Below are 24,908 nucleotides of genomic sequence, written 5' to 3'. Positions count from 1 at the left end.
GGGTCGGGGCCGTGCCGGTACATCCGCCCGTCGCTGGTCGGGCACCTCCGTCCGTCACCAGCGTTCCTCGGTGGGGTGTGGCCCCGTCTCGACGGGCATCTGATGTACCGGCACGGCCCCTTCCGCCGGAGGGCGGCTGCGGGCTCGTACGGATTGCGCTGCGTGCATACCAGCTGGGGGCAGGCGGGTGGGCGGTGGGGTGTGCCGGGTCGGTCTTGGTTTCGGGCAGGCGGGTGAGGGGTGGGGCGTGCCGGGTCGGTCTTGGCTGCGGGCAGGCGGCGCGGGGTGGGTCCCCGATCGGCCGCCCCGGTTGCGGGCAGGCGGGTGAGGGGTGGGGCGTGGCCGGTCGGTCTTGGCTGCGGGCAGGCGTGCCGCAAGGGGCGGCACGGGTGGGCGCAGGCGGCACCCCGTCGGCGCCGGGCTCGCCGTCCCACCCCGGCGCCGGCCGGGACCAGGGGTGCTGATGAGCGTGGGGGAGTTGGCCCACCCCTGCGCCGGCCGCAACACCGGGTGCCGCTCTGCACGGGGGACCGAACCCACCCCCGGCGCCGGCCGGAACGCCGGGGCAGGCCGACCCCGGGGACCGAGCCCCCGGGTGGGCCGGGCGCGCAAGCCCTACGCTCCGAGCAGGCTCTGCCCGCACACCCGCAGCACCTGCCCGTTCACGGTCCCGGACGCCGGATGGGCGAAGTAGGCGATGGTTTCGGCGACATCGACCGGCAGGCCCCCCTGCCCGAGGGAGTTCATCCGCCGCCCCGCCTCCCGGATCAGCAGCGGCACCGCGGCCGTCATCCGGGTCTCGATGAACCCGGGGGCGACCGCGTTGACCGTGACCCCGTGCTCGGCCAGCGCCCTCGGCGCCAGCGACCGGACCAGCCCCACCACGCCCGCCTTGCTCGCGGCGTAGTTGGTCTGCCCCGCGTTCCCGGCGATCCCCGCGATGGACGCGGTCGCCACGATCCGCCCGCCGCGGCGCAGCGTCCCCGCCTCCAGCAGGGCATCCGTCGTGCGGAGCACACTCGCGAGGTTCACCTCCAGCACCGAACTCCACCGCTCCGCGGGCATGTTGGCGAGTCGCCGGTCCCGGGTGATCCCCGCGTTGTGGACGAGGACGTCCAGACCGTCCGGCAGCGCCCGGGCGATCCGGGCGCCCGCGTCCCCCGCGGTGATGTCGAGGGCGAGCGCGCTCCCGCCGAGCCGCTCGGCGACCCGCGTCAGATCCGCCTCCGCCGAGGGCACGTCCAGACACACCACCCGGGCCCCGTCGCGGGCCAGCGTCCCGGCGACCGCCTCGCCGATACCGCGCGCGGCCCCCGTGACGAGCGCGGTCCGTCCCGCGAGCGGCCTCGCCCAGTCCTCGGGCCCCGTCACCTCACCGGCACCGACCTCGATCACCTGCCCGCTCACATAGGCGGAACGGGGGGAGAGGAGGAAGCGCAGCGTCGATTCCAGGGCGCCGGCCGTGCCCGCCCCGGTGCCGGCGACCCGTACCAGCGTGACCGTCCGGCCCCGTCCGATCTCCTTGCCCAGCGAGCGCACGAACCCCTCCAACGCCTGCTGGACGGCCGCCTGGTGGTGATCGGCGGCGTCCGGCTGCGCACCGAGCACGACCACCCGCCCGCTGCCGGCGACCGACCGGACCACGGGGTGCAGAGCCGCGTGCACCTCGGCGAGCGCGTCGACGTCGGCGACGCCGGTGGCGTCGAGGAGGAGGGCCGCGGGCCGGTCGGCCTCCGTGCGTACCCGCAGGCCGGTGCGTTCCGGCAGCCCGCCCAGGTCGAGCCCCGGTTTCCCCGCCGTGAGGTGCAGCAACGGGCCGTCCAGCACGGGCCGTTCGGCGGACCAGCGGTGCAGTGCGGCGGGCTGCGGCAGCCCGAGCCTGCGGGTCAGGAAGCGGCCCGGCGCGGTACCGGCGAAGCCCAGATAGCGGTCGGCCATTGTCCAACTCCCGGGGGGACGTTACTTTACTCCAGAGTAAGGTTACCGGTGGTAAGGCTACGTCAGGGTCAGGAGAAGGTCGAGATGAGTCCCACGGTGGCGCGGCCCGTCGCGGTCGTCGGCGGTACCCGTATCCCCTTCGCCCGCTCCGACGGCCCGTACGCGACGGCCTCCAACCAGGAGATGCTGACCGCGGCCGTCGACGGGCTGGCGGAGCGCCACGGGCTCCAGGAGCCGGGCGCGGTCGGCGAGTTGGTCGCCGGAGCCGTCCTCAAGCACAGCCGCGACTTCAACCTCGCCCGCGAGACCGTGCTCGGCTCGCGGCTGGACGCGCGCACGCCCGCGTACGACATCCAGCAGGCCTGCGGCACCGGTCTCCAGGCGGTGATCGCCGCCGCCAACAAGATCGCCCTCGGTCAGACCGAGTCGGCCGTCGCGGGCGGCGCCGACACCGCGAGCGACGCGCCCCTCGGCGTGAACGACCGGCTGCGCCGCATCCTGCTGGAGGCGCGCCGCGCGAAGACCGCGGGTGCGCGGCTCAGGGCGCTGGCCCGGGTCCGGCCCACCCATCTCGTCCCCGACATCCCCCGCAACGCCGAGCCGCGCACCGGCCTGTCGATGGGGGAGCACGCCGCCGTCACCGCCCGCGCCTGGGGCATCTCGCGTGCGGCGCAGGACGAACTCGCCGCCACCAGCCACCAGCGGCTCGCCGCGGCGTACGAACGCGGCTTCCTCCAGGACCTGGTGGTGCCCTACCGCGGCCTCGACCGGGACCAGAACCTGCGGCCCGGCTCGACGGCCGGGAAACTCGCGGCGCTCAAGCCGGTGTTCGGCACCGACGCCCCCGAACCGACCATGACGGCGGGCAACTCGACGCCGCTCACGGACGGCGCGGCGGTCGTGCTGCTGGCGAGCGACGCGTGGGCCGCGGAGCGCGGGCTGGAGCCGCTCGCCCACCTGACGGCGTACGAGACGGCTGCCGTCGACTTCGTCGGGGGTGATGTCGCGGGCGGCGAGGACGGGCTGCTGATGGCCCCCGCGTACGCGGTCCCGCGCATGCTTGAGCGCGCCGGGCTCGGCATCGAGGACTTCGACTTCGTCGAGATCCACGAGGCGTTCGCCTCCCAGGTCCTCGCCACGCTGGCCGCCTGGGAGAAGCGCGGGCTGGCCCCCGTGGACCGCGCCCGGCTCAACGTCGCCGGCTCCTCGCTCGCCACCGGTCATCCCTTCGCCGCGACCGGCGCCCGCATCGTCGCGACCCTGGCCGCGCTCCTCGCCGAGCGGGGCGGGTCGGGCCGCGGCCTCATCTCCGTCTGCGCGGCCGGCGGGCAGGGGGTGACGGCGATCCTGGAGCGCCGCTGACCGCCGCGGCCGGAGATCCTTCCGCCCCCGCCGGCAGCCCACACCTACCGGCGGTAACTCGCACCTCGCCCGCCCCAAAGGCCCACAAACCCCACACGCGAGCCCCGTACGATCCCCGTCTCACCCCGGAAGCCGTCGCCGCCCCCGCATGAACTCCCCGCCCCCCAACGCCGTATGAGGATGCGCGACCTCGCCAGGCCGGGGTCCCCGCAGTCAAGGAGCCGCCCCGTGTCCAGCCTGTACGCGTCCCGCCCGCCGTTGCCGGAACCGGAGATCAAGCGGCTGGACGGCGTCGTGCGCGAGGCCTCCATGCCGCCGCTCGTCGCCCCGGTCACCCACGGTTCGCTCGCGGACATCCCGTTCGACAACGCGGGCGCTGCCCCCGGTGACGCGGTCCTCAGCCGCAAGAACCCGGACGGCGGCTGGAGCGACGTGAGCGCGGCCGAGTTCGCCGCCCAGGTGCTCGCGGTCGCCAAGGGGCTGATAGCCGAGGGCCTGGTACCGGGCGACCGCCTGGCCATCATGGCCCGGACGACGTACGAATGGACGCTCCTCGACTTCGCCGCCTGGGCGGCCGGTCTGGTCACCGTCCCGGTCTACCCGACCTCCTCCGTCTTCCAGACCCGCTGGATCCTCCAGGACTCGGGTGCCGTGGCCCTCGCCGCCGAGACCGTCGGCCAGGCCGCCGCACTCGGCCCCGAACTGGACCGGATCCCCGACCTGCGGCACATGTGGGTCTTCGAGAAGGGGCATCTGGAGCGGCTGGCCGAGCTGGGCCGGGACATTCCGGACCAGGAGGTCGCCGTCCGCCGGGGCGTGCTCGGCCCGGACACCCTCGCCACCCTGATCTACACCTCGGGCACCACCGGCCGGCCCAAGGGCTGCGCCCTCACCCACGGCAACTTCTTCGCCGAGATCGACAACGCGATCGAGCTGCTCTACCCCGTCTTCAAGGCCAAGACCTCGGACGCCGCCTCGACCCTGCTCTTCCTGCCCCTCTCGCACGTCTTCGGCAGGATGGTCGCGATCGCCTGCCTGCGGGCGAGGGTGAAGCTGGGGCACGCCCCGAGCCTGAGCACCGAGGATCTGCTCGCGGACCTGGCGAGCTTCCGGCCCACGTTCCTGCTGGCCATCCCCTACGTCCTGGAGAAGGTCTTCAACACCGGCCGGGCGACCGCCGAGAAGCTCGGCCGCGGTGCCTCCTTCGACCGCGCGGCGGGCATCGCGCGCCGCTACGGCGAGGCCCTGGAGGCCCGGCAGCACGGGACGGGCCCCGGCCCGGGCCCGGGCCTGCGGGCGGCCCGGGCCCTGTACGACCCGCTCGTCTACCGCCGCATCCGCAACGCCCTCGGCGGCCGGGTCCGGCACGCGATCTGCGGCGGCTCCCCGCTCGGCCGCCGGCTGGCCGCGTTCTACGCGGGGGCGGGCATCGAGATCTACGAGGGCTACGGCCTGACGGAGACCACCGCGGCCGCCACCGTCACCCCGCCGGACAAGCCCCGGCTGGGCACCGTCGGCCGGCCCATGCCCGGCACCCGGGTGCGCATCGCGGGCGACGGCGAAGTGCTCCTGAACGGCGGGCAGCTGTTCCGCGGCTACTGGGACCCGCACGCGGGAGGCGTCGTCCCGGCCGCCCCCGACGGCTGGTTCGCCACCGGCGACATCGGCGAACTCGACGACGACGGCTATCTGACGATCACCGGCCGCAAGAAGGAGATCCTGATCACCGCCGGCGGCAAGAACGTGGCCCCGGCGCCGCTCCAGGACTGGCTCCGCGCCCATCCCCTGATCGCGCAGTGCCTGGTCCTCGGCGACCGCCGCCCCTACGTCACCGCCCTTGTCACCCTGGACCCCGAGGGCATCACCCACTGGCGCCAGATGAACGGCAAGCACGGCGTCCCGCCGGAACTCCTGCTCGACGACCCGGACCTGCACGCCGTCCTGCAGCGCGCGGTCGACGAGGCCAACAAGCTCGTCTCCCGCCCGGAGTCCATCCGCCGCTACGCCATCCTGCCGGGCGCCTTCACGGAGGAGTCGGGACATCTGACGCCGTCGATGAAACTGCGCCGCGAGGCGATCCTGCGGGACTTCTCCCGTCATGTGGAGGCGATGTACGAGCGGTGACCGGCGGGCGCCGGACAGAGGCAGGAGCCCCGCACCAGGCTGGTGCGGGGCTCCTTGGGTACTGCTCTTCAGTTCCGGATCAAAGCATTGGGCTCATGGAGCCGAAGGCTTAGAGCGGGGTGACGTTCTCCGCCTGCGGACCCTTCGGGCCCTGGGTGACGTCGAAGGAAACCGACTGGTTCTCTTCGAGAGAGCGGAAACCGCTCGCGTTGATGGCGGAGTAGTGGACGAAGACGTCCGGGCCGCCGCCTTCCTGGGCAATGAAGCCAAAGCCCTTTTCGGCGTTGAACCACTTCACGGTTCCGGTAGCCATAAGCCCTCCTTGGGCCCAAAGGGTTGCCCTGCTCCAGAACCTGCAAGGTGTAAACAACTGCGTGTTAACAACTGCATTCGTCTGAAAACGACGAGAGCCCGCGGTCACATGCTCCGCAGGCTCTGTACTGCAAGGGAAACCAAACTGCAACTTGCGGCGAGCCTAGCATGCGGGCAGCCGAAAGCAATAGAGGCATAGATCACGTCACCCGGATGTTTGACCGCTCTCCGGTCGGGGTTGACGTCACGGTGTCCGACTCGCTGTCGCGAGGGTTGACACAAGGGGTCCGGAGGGTTTCTGGAACCACTCGGGGACCCGGAGCCTGCACCGTACCGCATGGGGGCTAGCCTCGCGATGTGGACAATTCTCGCACCCGGCCGCGCGTCGGCCACATCCAGTTCCTGAACTGCCTGCCCCTGTACTGGGGGCTCGCGAGAACGGGCACGCTCCTCGACTTCGAGCTCACGAAGGACACCCCGGAGAAGCTCAGCGAGAAGCTGGTGCAGGGCGATCTCGACATCGGGCCCATCACGCTCGTCGAGTTCCTCAAGCACGCCGACGACCTGGTCGCCTTCCCCGACATCGCCGTCGGCTGCGACGGACCGGTGATGTCGTGCGTGATCGTCTCGCAGGTCCCGCTGGACCGACTGGACGGTGCCCGGGTCGCCCTCGGCTCGACCTCGCGCACGTCCGTGCGCCTGGCCCAGCTGCTGCTGGCCGAGAAGGTCGGCGTCCGGCCGTCCTACTACACGTGCCCGCCGGACCTCAGCCTCATGATGCAGGAGGCCGACGCCGCCGTCCTCATCGGCGACGCGGCGCTGCGCGCCAACCTCCTCGACGGCCCGAAGTTCGGACTGGAGGTGCACGACCTCGGCGCCCTGTGGAAGGAGTGGACGGGCCTGCCGTTCGTCTTCGCCGTGTGGGCGGCCCGGCGCGACTACCTGGAGCGCGAGCCCGTCGTCACCCGCAAGGTGCACGAGGCCTTCCTCGCCTCCCGCGACCTCTCCCTGGACGAGGTCGGCAAGGTCGCCGAGCAGGCGGCCCGCTGGGAGGCCTTCGACGAGCAGGTCCTGGAGCAGTACTTCACGACGCTGGACTTCCGCTTCGGCGGGCCCCAGCTGGAGGCCGTCACGGAGTTCGCCCGGCGGGTCGGACCCACGACCGGATTCCCGGCCGACGTGACCGTGGAGCTGCTGAGGCCCTGAGGCCGCGGGGCCCGGCGGCACTACCCTGCTGGGGAACGCACTGCGTACGGGGGAGGGGTGGGCGCCATGCAGCCGCTGGAAGCGGGTGAGCCCACCGTCGTGGGTCCCTACCGGCTGCTCGGCCGGCTCGGCTCCGGCGGTATGGGACGGGTGTATCTGGGCCGCAGCGCGGGCGGCCGGACGGTCGCCGTCAAGATGGTGCACCCGCACTTCGCGCTCGACGAGGAGTTCCGGGCCCGCTTCCGGCGCGAGGTCGACGCCGCGCGCCGCGTCGGCGGCGCCTGGACGGCCCCCGTGCTGGACGCCGACCCGGAGGCACCGGTGCCCTGGGTCGCGACCGGGTACGCGGCAGGGCCCTCGCTCGCGGGCGCCGTCGCGGACGGCGGCGCGCTGCCCGAGCACTCCGTGCGCGTCCTCGGCGCGGGCCTGGCCGAGGCGCTGGCGGCAGTGCACGCGCTGGGACTGGTCCACCGCGACGTCAAACCGTCCAACGTCCTGCTCACCCTGGACGGTCCGCTGCTGATCGACTTCGGCATCGCCCGGGCCACGGACGGCACGGCCTCCCTGACCTCTACGGGTGTGTCGATCGGCTCGCCCGGCTACATGTCGCCGGAACAGATCCTCGGCAGGGGCGTCGCCTCCGCCGCGGACGTCTTCTCCCTGGGCGCGGTGCTCGCGTACGCGGCCACGGGGACGTCGCCCTTCCCCGGCGACTCGTCCGCCTCCCTCCTCTACAAGGTGGTGCACGAGGAGCCCGTGCTCGGCGAACTGGCGGGCGAGCTGAGGGAGCTGGTGTCCCGCTGCCTGGCGAAGGACCCCGGCGCCCGCCCGGCCCCGGAGGAGGTCGCCCGGCAGCTGGCCCCGCAGGGCGCGGCCCGGCTGGTGGCTGCGGGCTGGCTGCCGGGACCGCTCGTGGAGCAGGTCAGCCGCAGCGCCGTGCAGCTGCTGAATCTGGAGGCCGCCGGGGACGCCCCCTCGGGACTCGTCGGCTTCACCAGCCCGTCGGTGGCCGGGACGTCGGGTGCCGTGCCGGGCGCGGGTGTCCACCCGGCCGCGCAGCCGGGCGCCGCCCGGGAGACCGGGGCGGCCGCGGGCGTCACATCCTCCTCGGCCGGCGGGCAGTTCGGGCCGCCGCCTTCCGGGGTGTTCGGGCCGGCGCCCGCCATGCCGGGGTCCGCACATCTGCCGGCTCCGCGCCCTCCGCGGCCACCGAGCCCCCCGGGAGCACGGGACTCCGCGACGCCCCAGGACGCCGTACGGCCCCCGCAGGACGCGCACCCGGGCAAGCTCTCGGTGAGCGTGGCCGCGACCTCCGCGCCCGGGGCGAACGGGCGTGGCAGGAGGCTGAGTTGCACGGTCGCGCTGGCGGTCGCCGGAGCGCTGGCCGCGGTCACGGTGGGATCGGCGTTCCTGTTCCCGCTGATCAAGGGCGAGGGCTCGGGCCGCGACGACACGGCGGACGGCGGCAGTCCCTCGGCGACGGCGAGCGAACCCGACGCCGGGGGCAAGGCGCCCGTCATCCCCTCCTCTTACCTGGGCACGTGGGAGGGGGACGCCCTCGCGCTCGACGGCGCCCTCGCCGCGGGCACGATCCGCGTCACCGTGCGCCAGGCGGAGGTCGGCGAGAAGTTCGGCACGTTCCGCCAGACCGACCAGCTCGGCGGGGTCTGCGACGACGTCCTCGTCCTGGAGAAGGTCACGGCCAAGCGGCTCGTCGCCACCAGCGTGGCCGAGAAGTCCAACGGTTCGCAGTGCACCACGGGCAGGCACGAGGTGCGGCTGACGCCGACCGGGGACGACCTCGCCTACGAGACGGACAACCAGGCGGCGGGCAACCCCACCGCGCGGATGTCCAAGGTCAAATAACGGACGCCGGCAGGGCCGTCGGGGTGCTTGCGCCGGCTGGTCCCGGGCGAGCGGCGCCGTCCCGGCGAGCGTCGCGGCCGGGCCCGCGGCCCGGACGAACGGGTACGGCTCCCGGGCCCGGCGTGGCCGTCCCCGATGCCTCAACTGCCCCGGAGATGAGGCCGCTTGGGCCGGGTGCGGTCCGAACTCCCGCTCACTGCCGCCGTGCCGCCCGGCTGCGTAGGGTGTGCGGGTGGATCTCGACGCGGGTCTGACCGCCATCGCCGCCGGGTGGGGCGCGGCCGCCGGGCTGCTGGTGCCGCGGGCCGCGTACCGCTTCGCCGTCGCACCGGACGAGCCCTGGCGCGACCGCTGCCCCGACGGACACCCGATCACCGGTGTCGCCGGCGGCTGGCTCGGCCGGGCGCGCTGCACGGGCGGCGACCGCTACGGGCCCGGCACCGCCGCCGTGTGCCTCGCGACCGCCCTGGTGTGCGCCGCGCTCGCGCTCGCCACCGGGACCCGCCCCGAGCTCGCCGCCTGGCTGCTCCTCGCCCCGCCCGCCGTGCTGCTCGCCGTCGTGGACTTCCGGGTGCAGCGGCTGCCCGACGTCCTCACGCTGCCGCTCGCGGGGGCCGCGCTCGCCCTGCTCGGCGCGGCCGCGCTGGCCCCCGAACACGCGGGCCACTGGCGGACGGCGCTGCTCGGTTCGCTCGCGCTCGGCGGCGCGTACTTCGTGCTCTTCCTCGTCAGCCCGCAAGGGATGGGGTTCGGGGACGTGAAGCTCGCGCTCGGGCTCGGGGCCGTGCTCGGCTGGTACGGGTGGAGCGTGGTGTTCCTCGGGACCTTCGCCGGGTTCCTGTTCGGCGGGCTGTACGGGCTGGCGCTGGTCGTCGTGCGGCGCGCCGGGCGCAGGACGTCGATGCCCTTCGGCCCGTTCCTCGTCGCGGGCGCCTTCGTGGGCCTGCTGATCGGAGCCTACGCGGCCTGACGTCGGGTCCCCGGCAGGGCTGGCGTAGGCTGGTTCGGTCCGTCCACACCCTTACGAAAGGGACACACCCGGTGACCGAGAAGGCCGACCTTCAGTCCGTCCTCGACCGTGCCGCCGAGGGTGGGCGGATCACCCCCGAAGAGGCGCTCGACCTCTACCGCGACGCGCCGCTGCACGCACTGGGCGCCGCCGCCGACGCCGTACGCCGCCGCCGGTACGCCGGCACGGAGCACATCGCGACGTACATCATCGAGCGCAACATCAACTACACGAACGTGTGCGTCACGGCGTGCAAGTTCTGCGCCTTCTACGCGGCCCCCAAGGACACCGCCAAGGGCTGGACGCGCGACCTCGACGACATCCTGCGCCGCTGCGCGGAGACGGTCGAACTCGGCGGCACGCAGATCATGTTCCAGGGCGGGCACCACCCCGACTACGGCGTCGAGTACTACGAGCACCACTTCTCCGCCATCAAGCAGGCCTACCCGCAGCTGGTCATCCACTCCCTCGGCGCCTCCGAGGTCGAGCACATGGCCCGTATCTCCAAGGTGAGCGTGGAGGAGGCGATCCGGCGGATCCACGCGGCGGGTCTGGACTCCTTCGCCGGCGCCGGTGCCGAGCTGCTCCCCGAGCGGCCGCGCAAGGCGATCGCCCCGCTCAAGGAGAGCGGCGAGCGCTGGCTGGAGATCATGGAGATCGCGCACGGGATGGGCGTCGAGTCGACGTCCACCATGCTGATGGGCACCGGCGAGACGAACGCCGAGCGCATCGAGCACCTGCGCATGATCCGTGACGTGCAGGACAGGACCGGCGGCTTCCGGGCCTTCATCCCGTACACCTACCAGCCCGAGAACAACCACCTCAAGGGCCGCACGCAGGCCACGCTCTTCGAGTACCTGCGCATGATCGCCATCGCCCGGCTGTTCCTCGACAACGTCGCCCACATCCAGGGCTCCTGGCTCACCACCGGCAAGGAGGTCGGCCAGCTGTCGCTGCACTACGGCGCGGACGACCTCGGCTCGATCATGCTGGAGGAGAACGTGGTCTCCTCGGCCGGTGCCAAGCACCGCTCGAACCGCATGGAGATCATCGACCTGATCCGCAAGTCGGGCCGCGTGCCGGCGCAGCGGACCACGACGTACGAGCACATCGTGGTGCACGACGACCCCGCGGACGACCCGGTCGACGAGCGCGTCGTCTCGCACATCTCGTCCACCGCGATCGAGGGCGGTACCGCGCACCCCGAGCTGAAGCTGCTGGCCTCCAACTGATCGCGCCGTGCTGACGATCCACGCCGCGGACGAGCTGCGGGCCGGCCCGGACGCGGATGCGGTGAAGGAAGGCGCGGTCGCCGTCGAGGGCGACCGCGTCGTCGGGACCGGTCCGCTCGGGGAGCTGCTTCAGCGGTTCCCGGGAGCGCGGGTCCGGCGGTGGCCCGGGGTCCTCGGGCCCGCCCTCGTCCACGAGGGGCCGCTGCCCGAGGCGCCGTCGCCCCGGGAACGCGTCCACGCGGTGCTGAAGTCGGGTGCCACCGCCGTCCTCGCGGAGCACGCCGACTCGGCGGACCTCCGCGCCGCGGCCTCCCGCAACGACGTGGCCGTCCTCGCGCACGTCCGGCCCGTCGCCGTCCGGGAGTCCGGGCGGGCCGACCTGGCCGTGTTCGCGCCGGACGGCACCTGCCTCGCCACGGTCTGCGCGGGCCGTCTGGTCCACCGCCGCCGCTGAGCGCGCCCCCGGCCGGGAAGACGGCCGCCGGGCGGGCGGGCGCCGCTCAGCCGGAGAAGGCCTCGGCGAACGCCCCCGAACTCTGCCGCACACCACTGCAGTCGGTCGCCGCGTCGGCGGTCGCTGACCCGTCCGCGCAGCTCCGGTCGCGGAACGTGGACCACATGGACACCCACGCGATGTCCTTCTCCTCGGCGAACGTGCGGACCTGGGCCGCGTCGGCGAGGGTGAACGTCTCGCCGTCGACGTCGTTCACGCCGATCATCGAGGTGAGGGCGAGTCCCCGCCAGGCGTCCGCGGACGAGAGGCCGAAGACCTCCTCCAGCTGGCCGTGGGCGGCCTCGGCCGAGGTCTCGGCGTAGTCGCCCATGTCACCGTCGTACGAACTGCCGTAGTTCATGGTCATGATGTTGACGGTGGAGACCGTGACGGCGTGGTCGTTCGCGGACTCCAGCAGCGCCAGGCCGTCGGAGTCCAGGCCCGAGGGCATCACCGGCAGGGTGAAGGAGACCTCCAGGTCGCCGCGTTCCTTCTGCAGTAGCGCGATGGCCTCGGAGCGCAGCGCGACGGAGTCGGAGTCCGCCAGCTGCTCGCCCTCGACGTCGAAGTCGGCCCGGCTCGCCCCGGCCGCGTCCAGGGCCGCGCCGTAGGCCTCGGCCAGGTCGGCCGCACTGTCGCAGGTGGCCGCCAGTTCCTTGCCCGACGCCCCGCCGAAGGAGACCCGGACCGTCGCGCCGGAGTTCCGGAGCGCGGAGATGCGGGACTGCACCGCCGAGTCGCCCAGGGCGTACGTCCCGTTCCACTTCGGTGTGCACGTGCTGCCGTCGGAGATCACGAACGCCAGGTTGTACGTCGCCGGCGCGCCGGCGGTGTCCGGAGCGGAGGCGGTGGTGGCGCTGACGTACGGCTCGTAGGAAGGGCCCGAGCCGTGCGTCCGTGCCGTCGACGGGGTGGCCGGCGTCCCGGATCCCGGCCGTGCGTCGGGCGTGTCGGTCCCGCCCGCGGAACATCCGGCGCAGGCCAGGGCGATCAGGCAGGCGAGCCCGGCGGCCGGCCTCGGGAAACTCCGCACAACCCATGCACCCGCTCTCGTGAGTTCTGTCCCGGGACGGAAACAAAGGTGAGTTCCCGGGGAGGAAATGTGGCACACCCGGCCGTGAATCACGAATACAGGCGGCGTGCAGAAATGCCGCGTGCGGGGCCCGTGAAAGGGGCGAAACGGTCGCTCATTCGTCATGAAAGGTGCATATCGTCCCATGGTGGGTGGCGTGTCGGGTTCTCTAGTCTCTCAGGAGAAGGACAGGGTCGGTGCTTTCTCATGGCCGCCTCACATGAAATACCGAGTTCCGGCCACATAAAGGACTCCTAATATCCGGGGAATGCAATCCGAGTCCGCCATCGACAACCGCGCCGCCTCGCGCGGCCGCCGCCGCAAGAGCGGCAACGAGTCCGCCGAGGGCCCCGTGTTCGTGGACAACTCCGGGCGCAGAGCGCGTCTGCTGCGCCGAGTCGGCACCCTCGTGGGCGTCGTCTGCCTCGGGTACGCGGTCGTGCTCGGCATGGCCTTCATGGGCTGGGGCAGCTCGCTGACCCCGTCCTCGCTCCTGCCCTTCGGCGGCGGCCCGGCGGGCGCCGGGAACCACGGCCCCGGCGGGGCCCGGCCGCAGGGCGGCCTCGGCACCCCGCCCGCCCTGCCGGGCGGCGCCTCGTCGGCCGGCGCCGCCACGGGCGCGTCCCCGTCCCCCTCCTCCGCGTCCGCCTCGACCGGCGCCAACTGACCGGAACACACCCACTCTCATGACTACGACGACGTCCCCGCGCGGTCGCCGACGCGCCCCCACCAGGATGGAGCGGGCGGCCGGAAGGGCCGCTGCCCTCCAGAGGCCACGCGTGATCCTCGCCCTGCTGCTTCTGCTGGGCCTTGTCAGCGTGATGCTGCTCGACGGCTATCTGCGCTCCGAGATCGGCGACGACTCACGGGTGCGCGACGGTGCGGCCTACGACAAGGTCCCGCAGAAGATCCTCGACGGCGGGCCCCTGCTCTCCTTCACCGACGGCACGGCGAGCACCGCGTCGATGCCGAAGAAGACCATCGCGCTCACCTTCGACGACGGCCCCACTCCCACCTGGACCCCCGAGATCCTCAAGGTGCTGGAGGACAACGACGTCGAGGGCACCTTCTTCGTGGTCGGCTCGATGGTCGCCCGCTACCCCGGCGTCGTGAACGACCTCGTCGGCCAGGGCAACGAGGTCGGCATCCACACCTTCACGCACGTCGACCTCTCCTACCAGAGCACCGCCCGGCTCGAACGCGAGCTCCAGCAGACCCAGTTGGCGCTGGCGGGCGCGGCCGGCATCACCACGACGCTCTTCCGCTCCCCGTACTCCTCGGAGATCAATGCGGTCGACAACCACAGCTGGCCCGTCTACCGGAAGATCGGCGGGCTGGGATACACCAGCGTCTTCGTCGACACCGACAGCGACGACTGGAAGAAGCCCGGCGTCTCGAACATCGTCCGGTGGGCGACGCCGAAGAAGAACAAGGGTGCCGTCGTCCTCATGCACGACGCGGGCGGCGACCGCGCGCAGACCGTCGAGGCGCTGGACACGTACATCAAGAAGATGAAGGCGAAGGGCTACACCTTCACCACGGTCAGCGGCGCCATGGCCCGGCTCGCCCGGCAGAACGCCCAGGACGGCGCCGGGCGTTCGGCCGATGCCGCCGGGACCGCAGGACAGCAGGGCGGCCAGCAGTCCGGAGCCCCGCAGCAGAACCCCGGCACGCAGCGAGCGGGCACCGGGAACGCGGACCAGGCGGCCCACCGGACGGCCACCGGCGCGATGCTCTACGAGGGCAGGGCCCTCGTCGCGGCCGTCGCCGTGGCCGAGTGGGTGGTGCCCGCACTCGCCTGGTTCCTGGCCGTGGTGGGGGTCGCCGTCATGGGCCGCTTCGGCATGATGCTCGTCCTGGCCCGCCGCCACCACCGGCTGCGCAACAGGAGACGGGGCCGGGGCGGCAGGTTCAGCTGGGGGCCGACGGTCACCCGCCCGGTGACGGTCGTCGTGCCCGCGTACAACGAGAAGGAGTGCATCGCCAACACCCTGAGGTCGCTGGCGCGGAGCACCCACCCGATCGAGATCATCGTCGTCGACGACGGTTCGACGGACGGCACCTCCGAGACAGCGGAGTCGCTCGGCATGCCGAACGTCCGGGTCGTCCGGCAGGACAACGCGGGCAAGCCGGCCGCCCTCAACAACGGGGTGCGCAACGCCCGCCACGACATCGTCGTGATGATGGACGGCGACACCGTCTTCGAGCCGGACGCCGTGCACCAGCTCGTCCAGCCGTTCGCCGACCCGGAGATCGGTGCCGTCGCCGGCAACGCCAAGGTCGGCAACCGCGACACCGTGATCGGCGCCTGGCAGCACATCGAGTACGTGATGGGCTTCAACCTCGACCGCCGCATGTACGACCTGCTGCGCTGCATGCCCACGATCCCGGGCGCCATCGGCGCGTTCCGCCGGGACGCGGTGCTGGAGGCCGGCGGCATGAGCGACGACACGCTCGCCGAGGACACGGACATCACCATCGCGATGCACCGGGCGGGCTGGCGGGTCGTCTACCAGGAGCACGCCAAGGCCTGGACGGAGGCTCCCGGTTCGCTCAGGCAGCTGTGGAGCCAGCGCTACCGCTGGAGCTACGGGACCATGCAGGCGCTGTGGAAGCACCGCACGTCCCTGACGGACAAGGGGCCCTCGGGCCGCTTCGGCCGCGTGGGCATGCCGCTCGTCGTGCTCTTCCAGATCTTCACGCCGGTGTTCGCGCCGCTCATCGACGTGTTCACCGCCTACTCGATGATTTTCGTGGACTTCCGGGCCGCGCTGCTCGCCTGGCTGGCCGTCCTCGCCGTCCAACTGGTCTGCGCGGCCTACGCGTTCCGGCTGGACCGCGAGCGGTACCGCTACCTCGCGATGCTCCCCCTCCAACAGCTCGCCTACCGCCAGATGATGTACCTGGTCCTGATCCATTCCTGTGTCACTGCCCTCACCGGCGGCCGGCTCCGCTGGCAGAAGCTCAAGCGCACCGGCGAGGTAGGGACCCCGACCGGAGCGAGCCGATGAACCGGGGCCCGGAACAGCAGGACCAGGGGTACGGCCGGCAGGGCTACGGGTACGGCCACCAGGGCCGGGAGTACGGGCAGCGGCGCCCGTACGACGCCGTCGTCACGGAGCAACCCCCGCCCTGGGAAACGCGGCAACTCCCGCCCGCCGCCGCGGAAGAGGAGGTCCCCCCGCCCGCCGCCCCGGAGGCGGAGGGGCCCGCGCCGGGAACGCGGGCGACGGGAGGCCGCGACCGCTACTTCGACGCGCTGCGCGCCGTCGCACTGGTCCGCGTCGTGACCTACCACACCTTCGGCTGGGCCTGGGCGGGCATGGTCTTCCCGTCGATGGGCGTGATGTTCGCGCTCGCCGGCACTCTGATGGCCAGGTCCCTGGAGCGCCCCCCGCTCCAGGTCGTCCGGAGCCGGCTGCGCCGCCTGCTGCCCCCGTTCTGGTTCTGGGGCGCCTTCGTCGTGGTGGCCATGCTGATCCACGGCTGGATGCCGGGATGGCAGATCGTCTTCTGGGTGGTGCCGGTCGGGGACCCGCCGGGCGACGCGTGGGGTCGGCAGGCGTGGGAGATCCTCTGGTACCTGCGCACGTACCTGTGGTTCGTCCTCCTGTCGCCGGTGCTCCTGAAGGTCTTCCGCAGGGCGCCGGTCCCGGTGCTCCTCCTCTCCCTGGTGCCGGCCCTCGTCCTCCGGTACGCGTGGCAGCCGCCGGACGACCGCTTCGGCAGTGCGCTGACGGACCTCGTCACCTATCTCTTCTGCTGGCTGGCCGGGTTCGCCCACCGCGAGGGCGTCCTGGAGCGGCTCAGGCCCGTCGCGGTGGTCCTGCTGTCGCTGGCGGCCCTGGCCTACGGCGGCTGGTACGCCCTCGCGCACCAGGCGGAGTCCGGCACGTACGACCTGGACGACATCCCGCTCGCGCAGGCCTTCTGGTCGGCCGGGTTCGTCACCCTGCTCCTGCACGGCAAGGCCCGTCACGGCGTGGACTTCGCGTGGCTCGCCCGCTTCCCGCGGCTGGACCGGATCGTGACGGTCTTCAACGGGCGGGCGGTGACGATCTACCTCTGGCACGAGATCGCCCTGGTGCTGGCGGTCCCGCTGATCGACCGGTTCTGGAAGGTGCCCGCCTTCGAGGCGTACCTGCCGCTGGAGAGCCAGTGGTTCGTGTTCGCCGTCGGCTGGGCGCTCATCGGGGTCGCCCTCCCGCTCGTGGGATGGGTGGAGGACGTGGCGGCGAAGAAGAGGCCGCGCCTGCTGCCCTGAGCGGCGGACCGACCGGCGTACGGGCCGGGTGCCTGGGACGCGCCCGGCCCGTACTGCCACAATGGGCCCGTGACCCGCGCATCCCTGGACAAGCAGCCGCACGAAGTCGCTTCGATGTTCGACGACGTGGCGGAACGGTACGACCTCACCAACGACGTGCTGTCCCTCGGCCAGGCCCGGCTGTGGCGCAAGGAGGTCGCGAAGGCGGTCGACGCCCGCCCCGCCCAGAAGGTCCTGGACCTGGCGGCCGGCACGGCCACCTCCTCCCTCCCCTTCGCCCGCACCGGCGCCTACGTGGTCCCCTGCGACTTCTCCCTGGGGATGCTCCAGGTCGGCAAGCGCCGCAACCCCTGGCTGCCGCTGACGGCGGGCGACGCGACGAAGCTGCCCTTCAAGGACGACACCTTCGACGCGGTGACGATCTCCTTCGGGCTGCGCAACGTGCAGGACACGGACGCCGCGCTGCGCGAGCTGTACCGGGTGACCAAGCCCGGCGGGCGCGTGGTGATCTGCGAGTTCTCGCACCCCACCTGGGCCCCCTTCCGGACGGTGTACACCGAGTACCTGATGCGCGCGCTGCCGCCGGTCGCCCGCTCGGTCTCCTCCAACCCCGACGCCTACGTCTACCTCGCCGAGTCCATCCGCGCCTGGCCGGACCAGCCGGCCCTCGCCGAGCGGCTGCAGAAGGCCGGCTGGTCGAAGGTCGCCTGGCGGAACCTGACGGGCGGGGTCGTGGCGCTGCACCGGGGCTACAAGCAGGGCTGAACACACCGTCAGCCGGGAGTACGTCAATTCACCCGTACGAGGGGGGCGTTGACGGGAACCGGTCAATGGGAAACTCGTGTCCGTTCCTTACGCCTGACTTCGTCCGGTCACGGCACGAGTTCTCTGAATGACGGAGCGTTCCCATGGCGTCGTACTGCCCGCACTGCGGGGCCCCCGCTCCCGACGAGGCGCGCTTCTGCATGAAGTGCGGCCGTGAGCAGGTCCCGGTGCCCATCGCCGGCCCGCCGTCGGAGGGCACCGCGCCGGAGGCCCCGGCCGTGCCGGGCGCCCCGGCACCGGGGGCGCCGCCCGAGCCGCCCGCCGCTCCGCCCGCTCTTCCGGCGCCCGCCGCTCCGGCCCTGCCCGCCCGGGCCGCGTCCGGGGCACCCTCCGCTCCCGGGGGCCTGCCGCCGGGTCCGCCACCACCGCCCGCGCACGCCCCCGTGCCCGCCGGTCCGTCCCCTCTCGGCGCCTTCCTCGGCCGGGCGTTCCGCGGTGACTGGGCCGGCTCCGCGCAGGCCGCCCTCTGGCCGGTCGGGCTGCTGCTCGTCACCGCGGTGGCCCTGGCGATCCCGTCGTACGGGCAGGACGGTGACGTGGTCGTCGGGTTCGGCGACCGGATGCGGATCGCCCTGGCCGTCCTGCTCCAGGCGCTCGGGGGCGGCTTCGAGGTGAAGGAGGCCTCCGACTCGCTGTTCGGGGGAGGGGACGGCAGCGACTTCGCCTCCGAACTCGGCGGCGGCGGACAGCTCTCGCTCATCCCGCTGACGGTGACCGCGCTCTGGATCGCCGCGTACGCCGTGGGCGTCCGGATGCTCCGCACGCGCCTGGCCATCCGGGCTCCGCACGGCCCGACCGCCGGACTCGAAGCGGCGCTGCGGGTCGCGCTCCTCGTGACCGGCGCCGTGCTCGTCGTCGCGCTGTTCGCGCAGCCGACCGTCGCGGGCGAGGTGGAGATCTCGTCCTCGCCGTGGCTCGCCGCTCTCGGCGCCCTGCTGCTCGGTCTCGCCGTGGGCGGCGGGCTGCTGCACCGCGACGACCTGGCCCAGCGGCTCGCCGTCCGGCCGGGCGCGCGGGCGTTCGTGCGGGCGACGGGCACCGCCCTGCGGGCGCTCGCCGCCGTCCTGGCGCTGTGCTCCCTCGTCGTCTTCGTCTGCCTCGCGCAGGCGGACGACCTCGGCGACGCCTCCGACCTCGAAGGCTCCGGTGTGTCGCCCCTGCTGATCGCGCTGCTCCTTCTGCCCAACCTGGCGGTCCTGGCCCTCGGCCTGTCCTGGGGCGCTCCCGTCGAGGTCGAGGCGCGCGGAAGCACGCCGTACGGCGGCGGGTACGAGCACCGTGCCTTCGGTCTCTCCGACCTCGGTGACGCCGTCAACTCCTGGGCGGTCGTGGGTGCGCTGGCCCTGGGAGTGGTCTGCGCGCTGACCCTGGGGCTGCTGGCCGCGCGGCGCTCCGCCGACCGGCGCGAGCAGATGCTGGCGGCGGGGATCTTCTTCGGGCTCTTCCTGCTGCTGGCCGGGATCGGCGGCTTCGGCTCACAGGTGGCGGGCGGGCCGTCCGGCGAGTCCGGCTTCGGCTCGGACTACGGTTCCGGTTCCGGTTCCGGGGACGCCCTCACCGGCCACTTCGCCATCGGGGTGAGCGTCCCGGACGCGCTGCTCTTCGGGCTGCTCTGGATCTTCGTCGCGGCCTTCCTGGCGCCGTACCTCCTGCAGATGGCCGGAGCGCGCACGGCCGTCATCGCCCCGCCGATCCCGCCGATGCCGAACGTCCCCGCCGGTCACGCGGTTCCCGGGGAGCCGGCACCCGGGGCCGACGGCTCCCACACGGTGCGGCTCGGTCGACAGGCCCCCGCCGCGCCGTCCGACCCGGCCGTGCCCGCGGCCCCCGCCGCGCCCTTCGCCCCGGCAACTCCTGCCGCGCCCTTCGGTCCGGCCGCTCCGTCGGCCCCCGCCGCCTACGTCACCTCCGCGGGCGTCACCCCGAAGCCCCGGAGCCGGGCACTCGTCTGGGTGGTCACCCTCGCGGTCGCGTTCGTCGTCGGAGGCGGTGCCGCGGCCGGCGTGCTGGTCTGGCAGGACAAGGAGTCGGAGGGCACCTCGGACAAGGCGCAGACGAAGGCGACCTCCAGCGCCGCGCCCACGGACGGCGGCCACGGGACCCCGTCCGCGGCGGCCACCGGCGCCCCGGAGCCGTCCGACGGCCCCGCGGACGGAGCGACGGCGGCCTCCGGACTTCCCGAGGGCTACCACCGGCTGACCGACCCGATGGGCTTCTCCTTCGGTGTTCCCGAGGTGTGGGCGCGCGAGGGCGTCAAGAACGGCACGCAGGTGACGTACGCGGGATCGACCGGGCTGGAGCACATCCAGGTCGGCGTGATCGCGAACGCCGGCTACACCTCGTACGACAACTTCGTGACCCTGGAGAGGACCGCGAAGAAGAAGGACACCGACTACCGGCGGATCAAGCTGGAGAGAAACACCTTCCAGGGGCGTGCGGGCGCGATCTGGGAGTACACGTACACGGACGAGTCGGGCCGGACCGTCCACGCGAAGGACCAGGGTTACGTCGCCGACAACGGCACGGAGTACGCGATCATGATCGTCGGCCACGACGAGCTGTGGGAGAGCGACCTCGCGGAGACCTTCCGAGTCGCCCTGGAGTCCTGGGAACTCACCTGAGCACCTCGAACGGATCGCCCGGTTCGTCCAGTTCGCGGCGCAGGCCGCCCGGCGGCGGACCGGGCCGACGCGGCTCGCGCACGCCCGTCCCCCCGCCGCCCTCGCCCTCGGCGAACTCGCACCACACCGTCACCACGGCCCCGCGGGGGATCGTCGAGCCGGGCGGCGGGTACTGGCGGACGACGTAGTCGACGACGGCGAGACGGAAGTCGGGCCGGTCGGGCGCGACGAGCAGGAAGCCCCGTGCCTCGGCCGTCTCGCGCGCGTCCACGGCCATCAGGCCGACGAGCCGCGGAACGCGCACTTCGGGTGTCCCGGGTGTCAGGCGCACAGACGTCACCCCCCAGCGGTACCCGAAGGGTATGCCCGGGCCGTGCCCCCGGGGAAGCCGTCGGGGAGCCGGGGGCCGCCGGTCACAGAGCCAGCCGGTAGCAGTGCCCCTCCCGCCGCGAGACCGGGGTCGTGAACCGCTCGGCCGGCTCCATGCCGAGGCGTCTGGTCACCGAGATGGAGCGCTCGTTGCGCGCGTCGACCATGGCGACCACCCCCGCCACGCCCGCGGTGCGCACCCGGTCGAGCGTGGTGCGCGCGGCGGCGGTGACGTACCCCCGGCCCCAGTACGGGCGGCCGAGCCGCCAGCCGATCTCGATCTCGCCCCGCGGCCCCCACTCGTGCGGCCACGGCTGGGCGCCGGTGAAGCCGAGCACCTCGCCGTCCGCGCCGGTCATCGTCCACAGACAGAAACCGTGCTCCGCGTCGTGCCGGCGCTGCCGCGCGGTCAGCTCCTCGTACACCGACAACTCGGCCGCCCTGCCACCGTGGAACTCCATCACCTCCGGGTCGGCGAAGATCCGGTGCCAGGCGAAGGCGTCCTCGTCGGTGGGCACGCGCAGCTGTACTACGGGGAGAGCTCGGTTCACGGGGGCAGCCCTTCAGCCGGGTGATCAGTACCGCTGCATAGACTGCCCATGTCCAGTGCCCGTCAGCACGCAGATTCCGAACCTTGGGGAGAACCCGCCGTGACCGAGCCCCTCTCCGAAAACACCGCCGATGTCATCGTCGTCGGGGCCGGGCCAGCCGGTTCCGCCACCGCGTACCACCTGGCGAAGGCCGGACTCGACGTCCTGCTGCTGGAGAAGACCGCGTTCCCGCGGGAGAAGGTGTGCGGCGACGGCCTCACCCCGCGCGCCACCAAGCAGCTCGTGTCGATGGGTATCGACATCTCGGAAGAGGCCGGCTGGCTGCGGAACAAGGGTCTCCGCATCATCGGCGGCGGTGTCCGGCTCCAGCTGGACTGGCCGGATCTCGCCTCCTTCCCCGACTACGGACTCGTCCGCAAGCGGGACGACTTCGACGAGCAGCTGGCCCGGCAGGCGCAGAAGGCCGGTGCGCGGCTGTACGAGCGCTGCAACGTCGGCGCTCCGATCCTGGACGACCGCACCGGCCGGATCACCGGTGTGCACGCCAAGCTGGGCGAGGAGAAGCGCGAGGTCACCTTCCACGCGCCGCTCGTCGTCGCGGCCGACGGCAACTCGACGCGGCTGTCCCTGGCGATGGGCCTGCACCGCCGCGAGGACCGTCCGATGGGCGTCGCCGTGCGTACGTACTTCACCAGCCCCCGGCACGACGACGACTACCTGGAGTCCTGGCTGGAGCTGTGGGACCGCCGGGGCGCCGAGGACCGGCTGCTGCCCGGCTACGGCTGGATCTTCGGCATGGGCGACGGCACGTCGAACGTCGGCCTCGGCGTCCTGAACACCTCCGACTCCTTCAAGGAGCTGGACTGGCGCGAGGTCCTGAAGGCCTGGTGCGCCTCGATGCCCGAGGACTGGGGCTACACCCCGGAGAACATGACCGGCCCGATCCGCGGCGCCGCGCTCCCCATGGCCTTCAACCGCCAGCCGCACTACACCAAGGGCCTGCTGCTCGTCGGTGACGCGGGCGGCCTGGTGAACCCGTTCAACGGCGAGGGTATCGCGTACGCGATGGAGTCCGGCCAGATCGCCGCGGACGTCATCGTCCAGGCGCACGCGCGGTCCACCCCGGCCCAGCGCGAGCTGGCTCTCCAGCGCTACCCGCGCGTCCTCAAGGACACCTACGGCGGCTACTACACGCTGGGCCGCGCCTTCGTGAAGCTCATCGGCAACCCCAAGGTCATGAAGATCGCGACGCAGCGCGGTCTCAGCCACCCGATGCTGATGAAGTTCACGCTGAAGATGCTCGCCAACCTCACCGACCCGACGGGCGGCGACGCGATGGACCGGATCATCAACGGCCTGTCGAAGGTCGCGCCCAAGGCGTGACCGCCCGCTGAGCCGGTCCTCCCGGACAACACCGGCCTCCCGGACAACACCGGCCCGCCCGCCCCGGCACGACCCGCCGGGGCGGGCGGATCCGTGTCCAGGAGGCCTGGGCGAGGCCGGAGTTGTGCTCGTGTGCACCTTCCGCCCCGTACGGCACCTAAGCCCCATGTGCCCCGCTGGTCCCTCCGATCCCGGGAACGGCGGCGTCCGCCGCCTCCGGCGGCGGGGTGGCGGGTGGGCCGCAGTCCCGGCCCCGCGGAGCCGCTGAGGGCCCGCTGAGGGCCGCCCGGGACCCGCGGACCGCCGGGCCGGGCACGCGCGAGGGCCACCTTCCCGCCCGGAAGGTGGCCCTCGGCGAAAGACGTGCCGGGTTACAGCACCCGCACCGCTCCGGTGGCCGGGTAGCCCGAAAGATCCTGGATCACCACGCCCTTGGAGGGGTTGGCGGCGTCCAGGTACTGGCCGTTGCCGATGTAGACACCGACGTGGTACGCCGATCCGGCCGAGCCCCAGTACAGGATGTCCCCCACCTGCACGTTGGAGAGCGACACGGGGGTGCCGGCGGTGGACTGGGCCTCCGAGACGCGCGGCAGGTCGACGCCGACCTGCTTGAACGCGGCCTGGACGAGCCCGGAGCAGTCCCAGGCGTTGGGGCCGGTGCCGCCCATGACGTAGGCGTCACCGACCTGTGCCTTCAGGAAGGCGATGACGGTGGCGACGCTGCCGCTGGCGGCGACGGGGACGTCGGCGTCCGCCGACGCCGCGAGAGTGGTGCGCTGGGACGAACGCGAGGCGGCCTGGGTGGCGGCGGCCTTGCGCTCGGCCTCGGCCTTCTTCCGGGCCTCCGCCTTCTTCTTGGCGTCGGCGAGGTCGGCCTTGGCCTGCTTCGCGGCCTTGGCCGCAGCCGCGTCGCGCTCCGCCTGCAGCTCGTAGTTGGCCGCCGCCTGCTGGGTGGCGTCCGCGGACTGGGCGACCTGAGTGGACAGGTCGGCCGTCAGGGTCGGCAGTTCGATGGTCTGCGTCACGGGCTCGGCGGCGCTCGCCGCACCGGACGCCCCGGCCACTGCCAGGGTGCTGAGAACGCCACCGGCAACTCCGGCGCGCATCGCGAGACTCGACGCGTTGCGGCGGGGCTTCCGGTGGCTGCGTATGTGAGCGGTGTGGGACATGGGTACAAGCGGTACCAGGGGCTCCTCCATACCTTCAAGAAACGTGTGGTGCGCCACAGTTGTTCAACGGACGGCCGAAAAGCGGGCGCTGCGCCCCTCATTGACGCCGTAACGGGCATTGCGGACAGAGTCGATCACGCCTGTGATCATGGCCTTTCGGAATTACGCCCGAATTGCCCCGCGCCTACCACTGGTTGAGGCCAGTGGCCAAGCCCCGTTTATTCGGAGCCGACACAGATGTGACGCACGTCACGGAACGGCGGCTCCGGCCGACGCGTCCCGCGCGAAACCGCGACCGCCCTCCGCTCGTGAACGGGTGCACGTGTCCACATCCGTCCACACCGCTCCCCCTGATGTGTGAACGGGCCCCTCTATCAAGGGATCTGGTCCAGCGCCAATTTGCCTGCGCTCGCTGCCGCTTGATAATGCGCCGACGCTCCTACCAGCGACGACGAGCGAAAATGTCACCTCTTGGTGATCGCTCGACTGCTTCGCGTACGAAGATCACCGCTCATCCGACTTCATGATCCTTCGACTGGTGGTGGAGATCACAAAGTCCTTGGTGACCCCCGTGTCGCAGATCACAGACCGGCAGGCATAAGATGCGGGGCAGTTGGGCTTGTGACCTGCTTCACATGTACGCGATCTTCGTCGGGACGCACGGGGTTCGTGGGACGGGTGGGGCGGTGGCTCGCCCGGCACAACCGCCAGCAGTCAGTGCCGACTGAGAGGAGCGAGGAGCGGTGAACGCGTATGCGCCCATCCTCGTACTGGGAGCCCTCGGGGCAGGCTTTGCGATCTTCTCCGTGGTCATGGCCACGCTGATCGGTCCGAAGCGGTACAACCGGGCCAAGCTCGAGGCCTACGAGTGCGGCATCGAGCCGACCCCCACGCCGGCCGGCGGCGGGCGTTTCCCCATCAAGTACTACCTGACGGCGATGCTCTTCATCGTCTTCGACATCGAGATCGTCTTCCTCTACCCCTGGGCCGTCACCTTCGACGCCCTGGGTGTTTTCGGGCTCGTGGAGATGCTGCTCTTCGTGCTCACCGTCTTTGTCGCGTACGCGTACGTATGGCGGCGCGGCGGCTTGGAATGGGACTGAGGGGCCTTA

General features: G+C 72.5%; 20 protein-coding genes. 14 read left to right on the top strand and 6 right to left on the bottom strand.

The genetic code is table 11. The features are described 5' to 3' along the window. Positions 1 to 615: 615 nt before the first annotated feature. Entirely contained in the window at positions 616 to 1,938 is a 1,323-nt protein-coding gene (locus ACZ4NT_RS27080) for a 3-oxoacyl-ACP reductase (RefSeq protein ID WP_121405408.1), read from the bottom strand. A gap of 84 nt (positions 1,939 to 2,022) precedes the next feature. Here ACZ4NT_RS27080 and ACZ4NT_RS27075 point away from each other — a divergent pair, with 84 nt between their 5' ends. Together ACZ4NT_RS27075 and ACZ4NT_RS27070 are read left to right on the top strand one after the other, a co-directional pair. Next, a complete protein-coding gene (locus ACZ4NT_RS27075) occupies positions 2,023 to 3,300 on the top strand; it encodes an acetyl-CoA C-acetyltransferase (protein ID WP_467728058.1) in 1,278 nt (425 codons plus the stop codon). Between the two features lie 180 nt (positions 3,301 to 3,480). Further along, entirely contained in the window at positions 3,481 to 5,424 is a 1,944-nt protein-coding gene (locus ACZ4NT_RS27070) for an AMP-dependent synthetase/ligase (RefSeq protein WP_121406377.1), read from the top strand. A 109-nt stretch (positions 5,425 to 5,533) separates the two neighbouring features. Here the strand turns inward: ACZ4NT_RS27070 and ACZ4NT_RS27065 are convergent, their stop codons facing one another. Further along, positions 5,534 to 5,737, bottom strand: coding sequence for a cold-shock protein (locus ACZ4NT_RS27065; RefSeq protein WP_010986243.1), 204 nt, complete (start codon positions 5,735 to 5,737; stop codon positions 5,534 to 5,536). Between the two features lie 356 nt (positions 5,738 to 6,093). On the opposite strand from ACZ4NT_RS27065, the gene ACZ4NT_RS27060 reads away from it, so the two are divergent. The 5 genes from ACZ4NT_RS27060 (at position 6,094) to ACZ4NT_RS27040 (ending at position 11,503) form a co-directional block, all read left to right on the top strand. Next, positions 6,094 to 6,942 carry a menaquinone biosynthetic enzyme MqnA/MqnD family protein gene (locus ACZ4NT_RS27060; RefSeq protein WP_467728057.1) on the top strand — a complete coding sequence of 283 codons (849 nt, stop codon included), beginning with the start codon at positions 6,094 to 6,096 and terminating at the stop codon, positions 6,940 to 6,942. 66 nt (positions 6,943 to 7,008) lie between these two features. Beyond that, on the top strand, positions 7,009 to 8,808 hold the full coding sequence (locus tag ACZ4NT_RS27055; protein WP_467728056.1) for a serine/threonine-protein kinase: 1,800 nt from the start codon (positions 7,009 to 7,011) through the stop codon (positions 8,806 to 8,808). Positions 8,809 to 9,034: 226 nt separating this feature from the next. After that, complete coding sequence (locus tag ACZ4NT_RS27050; protein ID WP_121405412.1) at positions 9,035 to 9,778, top strand: prepilin peptidase; 744 nt, start codon at positions 9,035 to 9,037, stop codon at positions 9,776 to 9,778. 71 nt (positions 9,779 to 9,849) lie between these two features. Next, positions 9,850 to 11,049: a cyclic dehypoxanthinyl futalosine synthase gene (mqnC, locus tag ACZ4NT_RS27045; RefSeq protein WP_467728055.1), complete on the top strand. Its 1,200-nt coding sequence runs from the start codon at positions 9,850 to 9,852 to the stop codon at positions 11,047 to 11,049. A 7-nt stretch (positions 11,050 to 11,056) separates the two neighbouring features. Further along, a complete protein-coding gene (locus tag ACZ4NT_RS27040) occupies positions 11,057 to 11,503 on the top strand; it encodes an imidazolonepropionase-like domain-containing protein (RefSeq protein WP_121405414.1) in 447 nt (148 codons plus the stop codon). Positions 11,504 to 11,549: 46 nt separating this feature from the next. On the opposite strand, the gene ACZ4NT_RS27035 is transcribed toward ACZ4NT_RS27040, so the two are convergent. Further along, entirely contained in the window at positions 11,550 to 12,575 is a 1,026-nt protein-coding gene (locus tag ACZ4NT_RS27035; protein WP_467728054.1) for a chitinase, read from the bottom strand. 307 nt (positions 12,576 to 12,882) lie between these two features. Here ACZ4NT_RS27035 and ACZ4NT_RS27030 point away from each other — a divergent pair, with 307 nt between their 5' ends. The 5 genes from ACZ4NT_RS27030 to ACZ4NT_RS27010 all read left to right on the top strand — a co-directional run bounded on the left by ACZ4NT_RS27030 (position 12,883) and on the right by ACZ4NT_RS27010 (position 20,324). Next, positions 12,883 to 13,281, top strand: coding sequence for a hypothetical protein (locus tag ACZ4NT_RS27030; protein WP_467728053.1), 399 nt, complete (start codon positions 12,883 to 12,885; stop codon positions 13,279 to 13,281). Between the two features lie 19 nt (positions 13,282 to 13,300). Beyond that, positions 13,301 to 15,625, top strand: coding sequence for a bifunctional polysaccharide deacetylase/glycosyltransferase family 2 protein (locus tag ACZ4NT_RS27025; protein WP_467728052.1), 2,325 nt, complete (start codon positions 13,301 to 13,303; stop codon positions 15,623 to 15,625). Then, positions 15,622 to 16,878 carry an acyltransferase family protein gene (locus ACZ4NT_RS27020; RefSeq protein ID WP_467728051.1) on the top strand — a complete coding sequence of 419 codons (1,257 nt, stop codon included), beginning with the start codon at positions 15,622 to 15,624 and terminating at the stop codon, positions 16,876 to 16,878. Before ACZ4NT_RS27025 ends, ACZ4NT_RS27020 begins: the two co-directional genes overlap by 4 nt. Positions 16,879 to 16,947: 69 nt before the next feature. After that, positions 16,948 to 17,643 carry a demethylmenaquinone methyltransferase gene (locus ACZ4NT_RS27015; protein ID WP_121405419.1) on the top strand — a complete coding sequence of 232 codons (696 nt, stop codon included), beginning with the start codon at positions 16,948 to 16,950 and terminating at the stop codon, positions 17,641 to 17,643. A 143-nt stretch (positions 17,644 to 17,786) separates the two neighbouring features. Next, entirely contained in the window at positions 17,787 to 20,324 is a 2,538-nt protein-coding gene (locus ACZ4NT_RS27010) for a zinc ribbon domain-containing protein (protein ID WP_467728050.1), read from the top strand. Here the strand turns inward: ACZ4NT_RS27010 and ACZ4NT_RS27005 are convergent. Next, positions 20,317 to 20,655 carry a PASTA domain-containing protein gene (locus ACZ4NT_RS27005; protein WP_121405421.1) on the bottom strand — a complete coding sequence of 113 codons (339 nt, stop codon included), beginning with the start codon at positions 20,653 to 20,655 and terminating at the stop codon, positions 20,317 to 20,319. The two genes, ACZ4NT_RS27010 and ACZ4NT_RS27005, sit on opposite strands and share 8 nt — an antisense overlap. Positions 20,656 to 20,737: 82 nt before the next feature. Next, positions 20,738 to 21,244: a GNAT family N-acetyltransferase gene (locus ACZ4NT_RS27000; RefSeq protein WP_121405422.1), complete on the bottom strand. Its 507-nt coding sequence runs from the start codon at positions 21,242 to 21,244 to the stop codon at positions 20,738 to 20,740. Between the two features lie 48 nt (positions 21,245 to 21,292). Between ACZ4NT_RS27000 and ACZ4NT_RS26995 the strand changes: the two genes are divergently transcribed. Beyond that, the gene (locus ACZ4NT_RS26995; protein WP_121405423.1) at positions 21,293 to 22,627 is read left to right on the top strand and encodes a geranylgeranyl reductase family protein; all 1,335 of its coding nucleotides are present in this window, start codon (positions 21,293 to 21,295) and stop codon (positions 22,625 to 22,627) included. Between the two features lie 371 nt (positions 22,628 to 22,998). On the opposite strand, the gene ACZ4NT_RS26990 is transcribed toward ACZ4NT_RS26995, so the two are convergent. Beyond that, positions 22,999 to 23,826, bottom strand: coding sequence for a C40 family peptidase (locus ACZ4NT_RS26990; RefSeq protein ID WP_121405424.1), 828 nt, complete (start codon positions 23,824 to 23,826; stop codon positions 22,999 to 23,001). A gap of 713 nt (positions 23,827 to 24,539) precedes the next feature. Between ACZ4NT_RS26990 and ACZ4NT_RS26985 the strand changes: the two genes are divergently transcribed. Next, positions 24,540 to 24,899: an NADH-quinone oxidoreductase subunit A gene (locus tag ACZ4NT_RS26985; RefSeq protein ID WP_007383963.1), complete on the top strand. Its 360-nt coding sequence runs from the start codon at positions 24,540 to 24,542 to the stop codon at positions 24,897 to 24,899. The last annotated feature ends 9 nt before the right edge of the window (positions 24,900 to 24,908 follow it).

It is taken from the genome of Streptomyces sp. NPDC026417 (assembly GCF_055567695.1).
Note: the sequence above shows the minus strand (reverse complement) of the source record. Positions and strands in the feature narration are given on the sequence as shown.

Excerpts from the sequence above, each read along its gene's own strand:
- ACZ4NT_RS27080 (WP_121405408.1), bottom strand. The coding sequence starts at position 1,938 with ATGGCCGACCGCTATCTGGGCTTCGCCGGTACCGCGCCGGGCCGCTTC.
- ACZ4NT_RS27075 (WP_467728058.1), top strand. The coding sequence starts at position 2,023 with ATGAGTCCCACGGTGGCGCGGCCCGTCGCGGTCGTCGGCGGTACCCGT.
- ACZ4NT_RS27070 (WP_121406377.1), top strand. The coding sequence starts at position 3,481 with ATGCGCGACCTCGCCAGGCCGGGGTCCCCGCAGTCAAGGAGCCGCCCC.
- ACZ4NT_RS27065 (WP_010986243.1), bottom strand. The coding sequence starts at position 5,737 with ATGGCTACCGGAACCGTGAAGTGGTTCAACGCCGAAAAGGGCTTTGGC.
- ACZ4NT_RS27055 (WP_467728056.1), top strand. The coding sequence starts at position 7,009 with ATGCAGCCGCTGGAAGCGGGTGAGCCCACCGTCGTGGGTCCCTACCGG.
- ACZ4NT_RS27030 (WP_467728053.1), top strand. The coding sequence starts at position 12,883 with ATGCAATCCGAGTCCGCCATCGACAACCGCGCCGCCTCGCGCGGCCGC.
- ACZ4NT_RS27025 (WP_467728052.1), top strand. The coding sequence starts at position 13,301 with ATGACTACGACGACGTCCCCGCGCGGTCGCCGACGCGCCCCCACCAGG.
- ACZ4NT_RS27020 (WP_467728051.1), top strand. The coding sequence starts at position 15,622 with ATGAACCGGGGCCCGGAACAGCAGGACCAGGGGTACGGCCGGCAGGGC.
- ACZ4NT_RS27010 (WP_467728050.1), top strand. The coding sequence starts at position 17,787 with ATGGCGTCGTACTGCCCGCACTGCGGGGCCCCCGCTCCCGACGAGGCG.
- ACZ4NT_RS26995 (WP_121405423.1), top strand. The coding sequence starts at position 21,293 with ATGTCCAGTGCCCGTCAGCACGCAGATTCCGAACCTTGGGGAGAACCC.
- ACZ4NT_RS26990 (WP_121405424.1), bottom strand. The coding sequence starts at position 23,826 with ATGGAGGAGCCCCTGGTACCGCTTGTACCCATGTCCCACACCGCTCAC.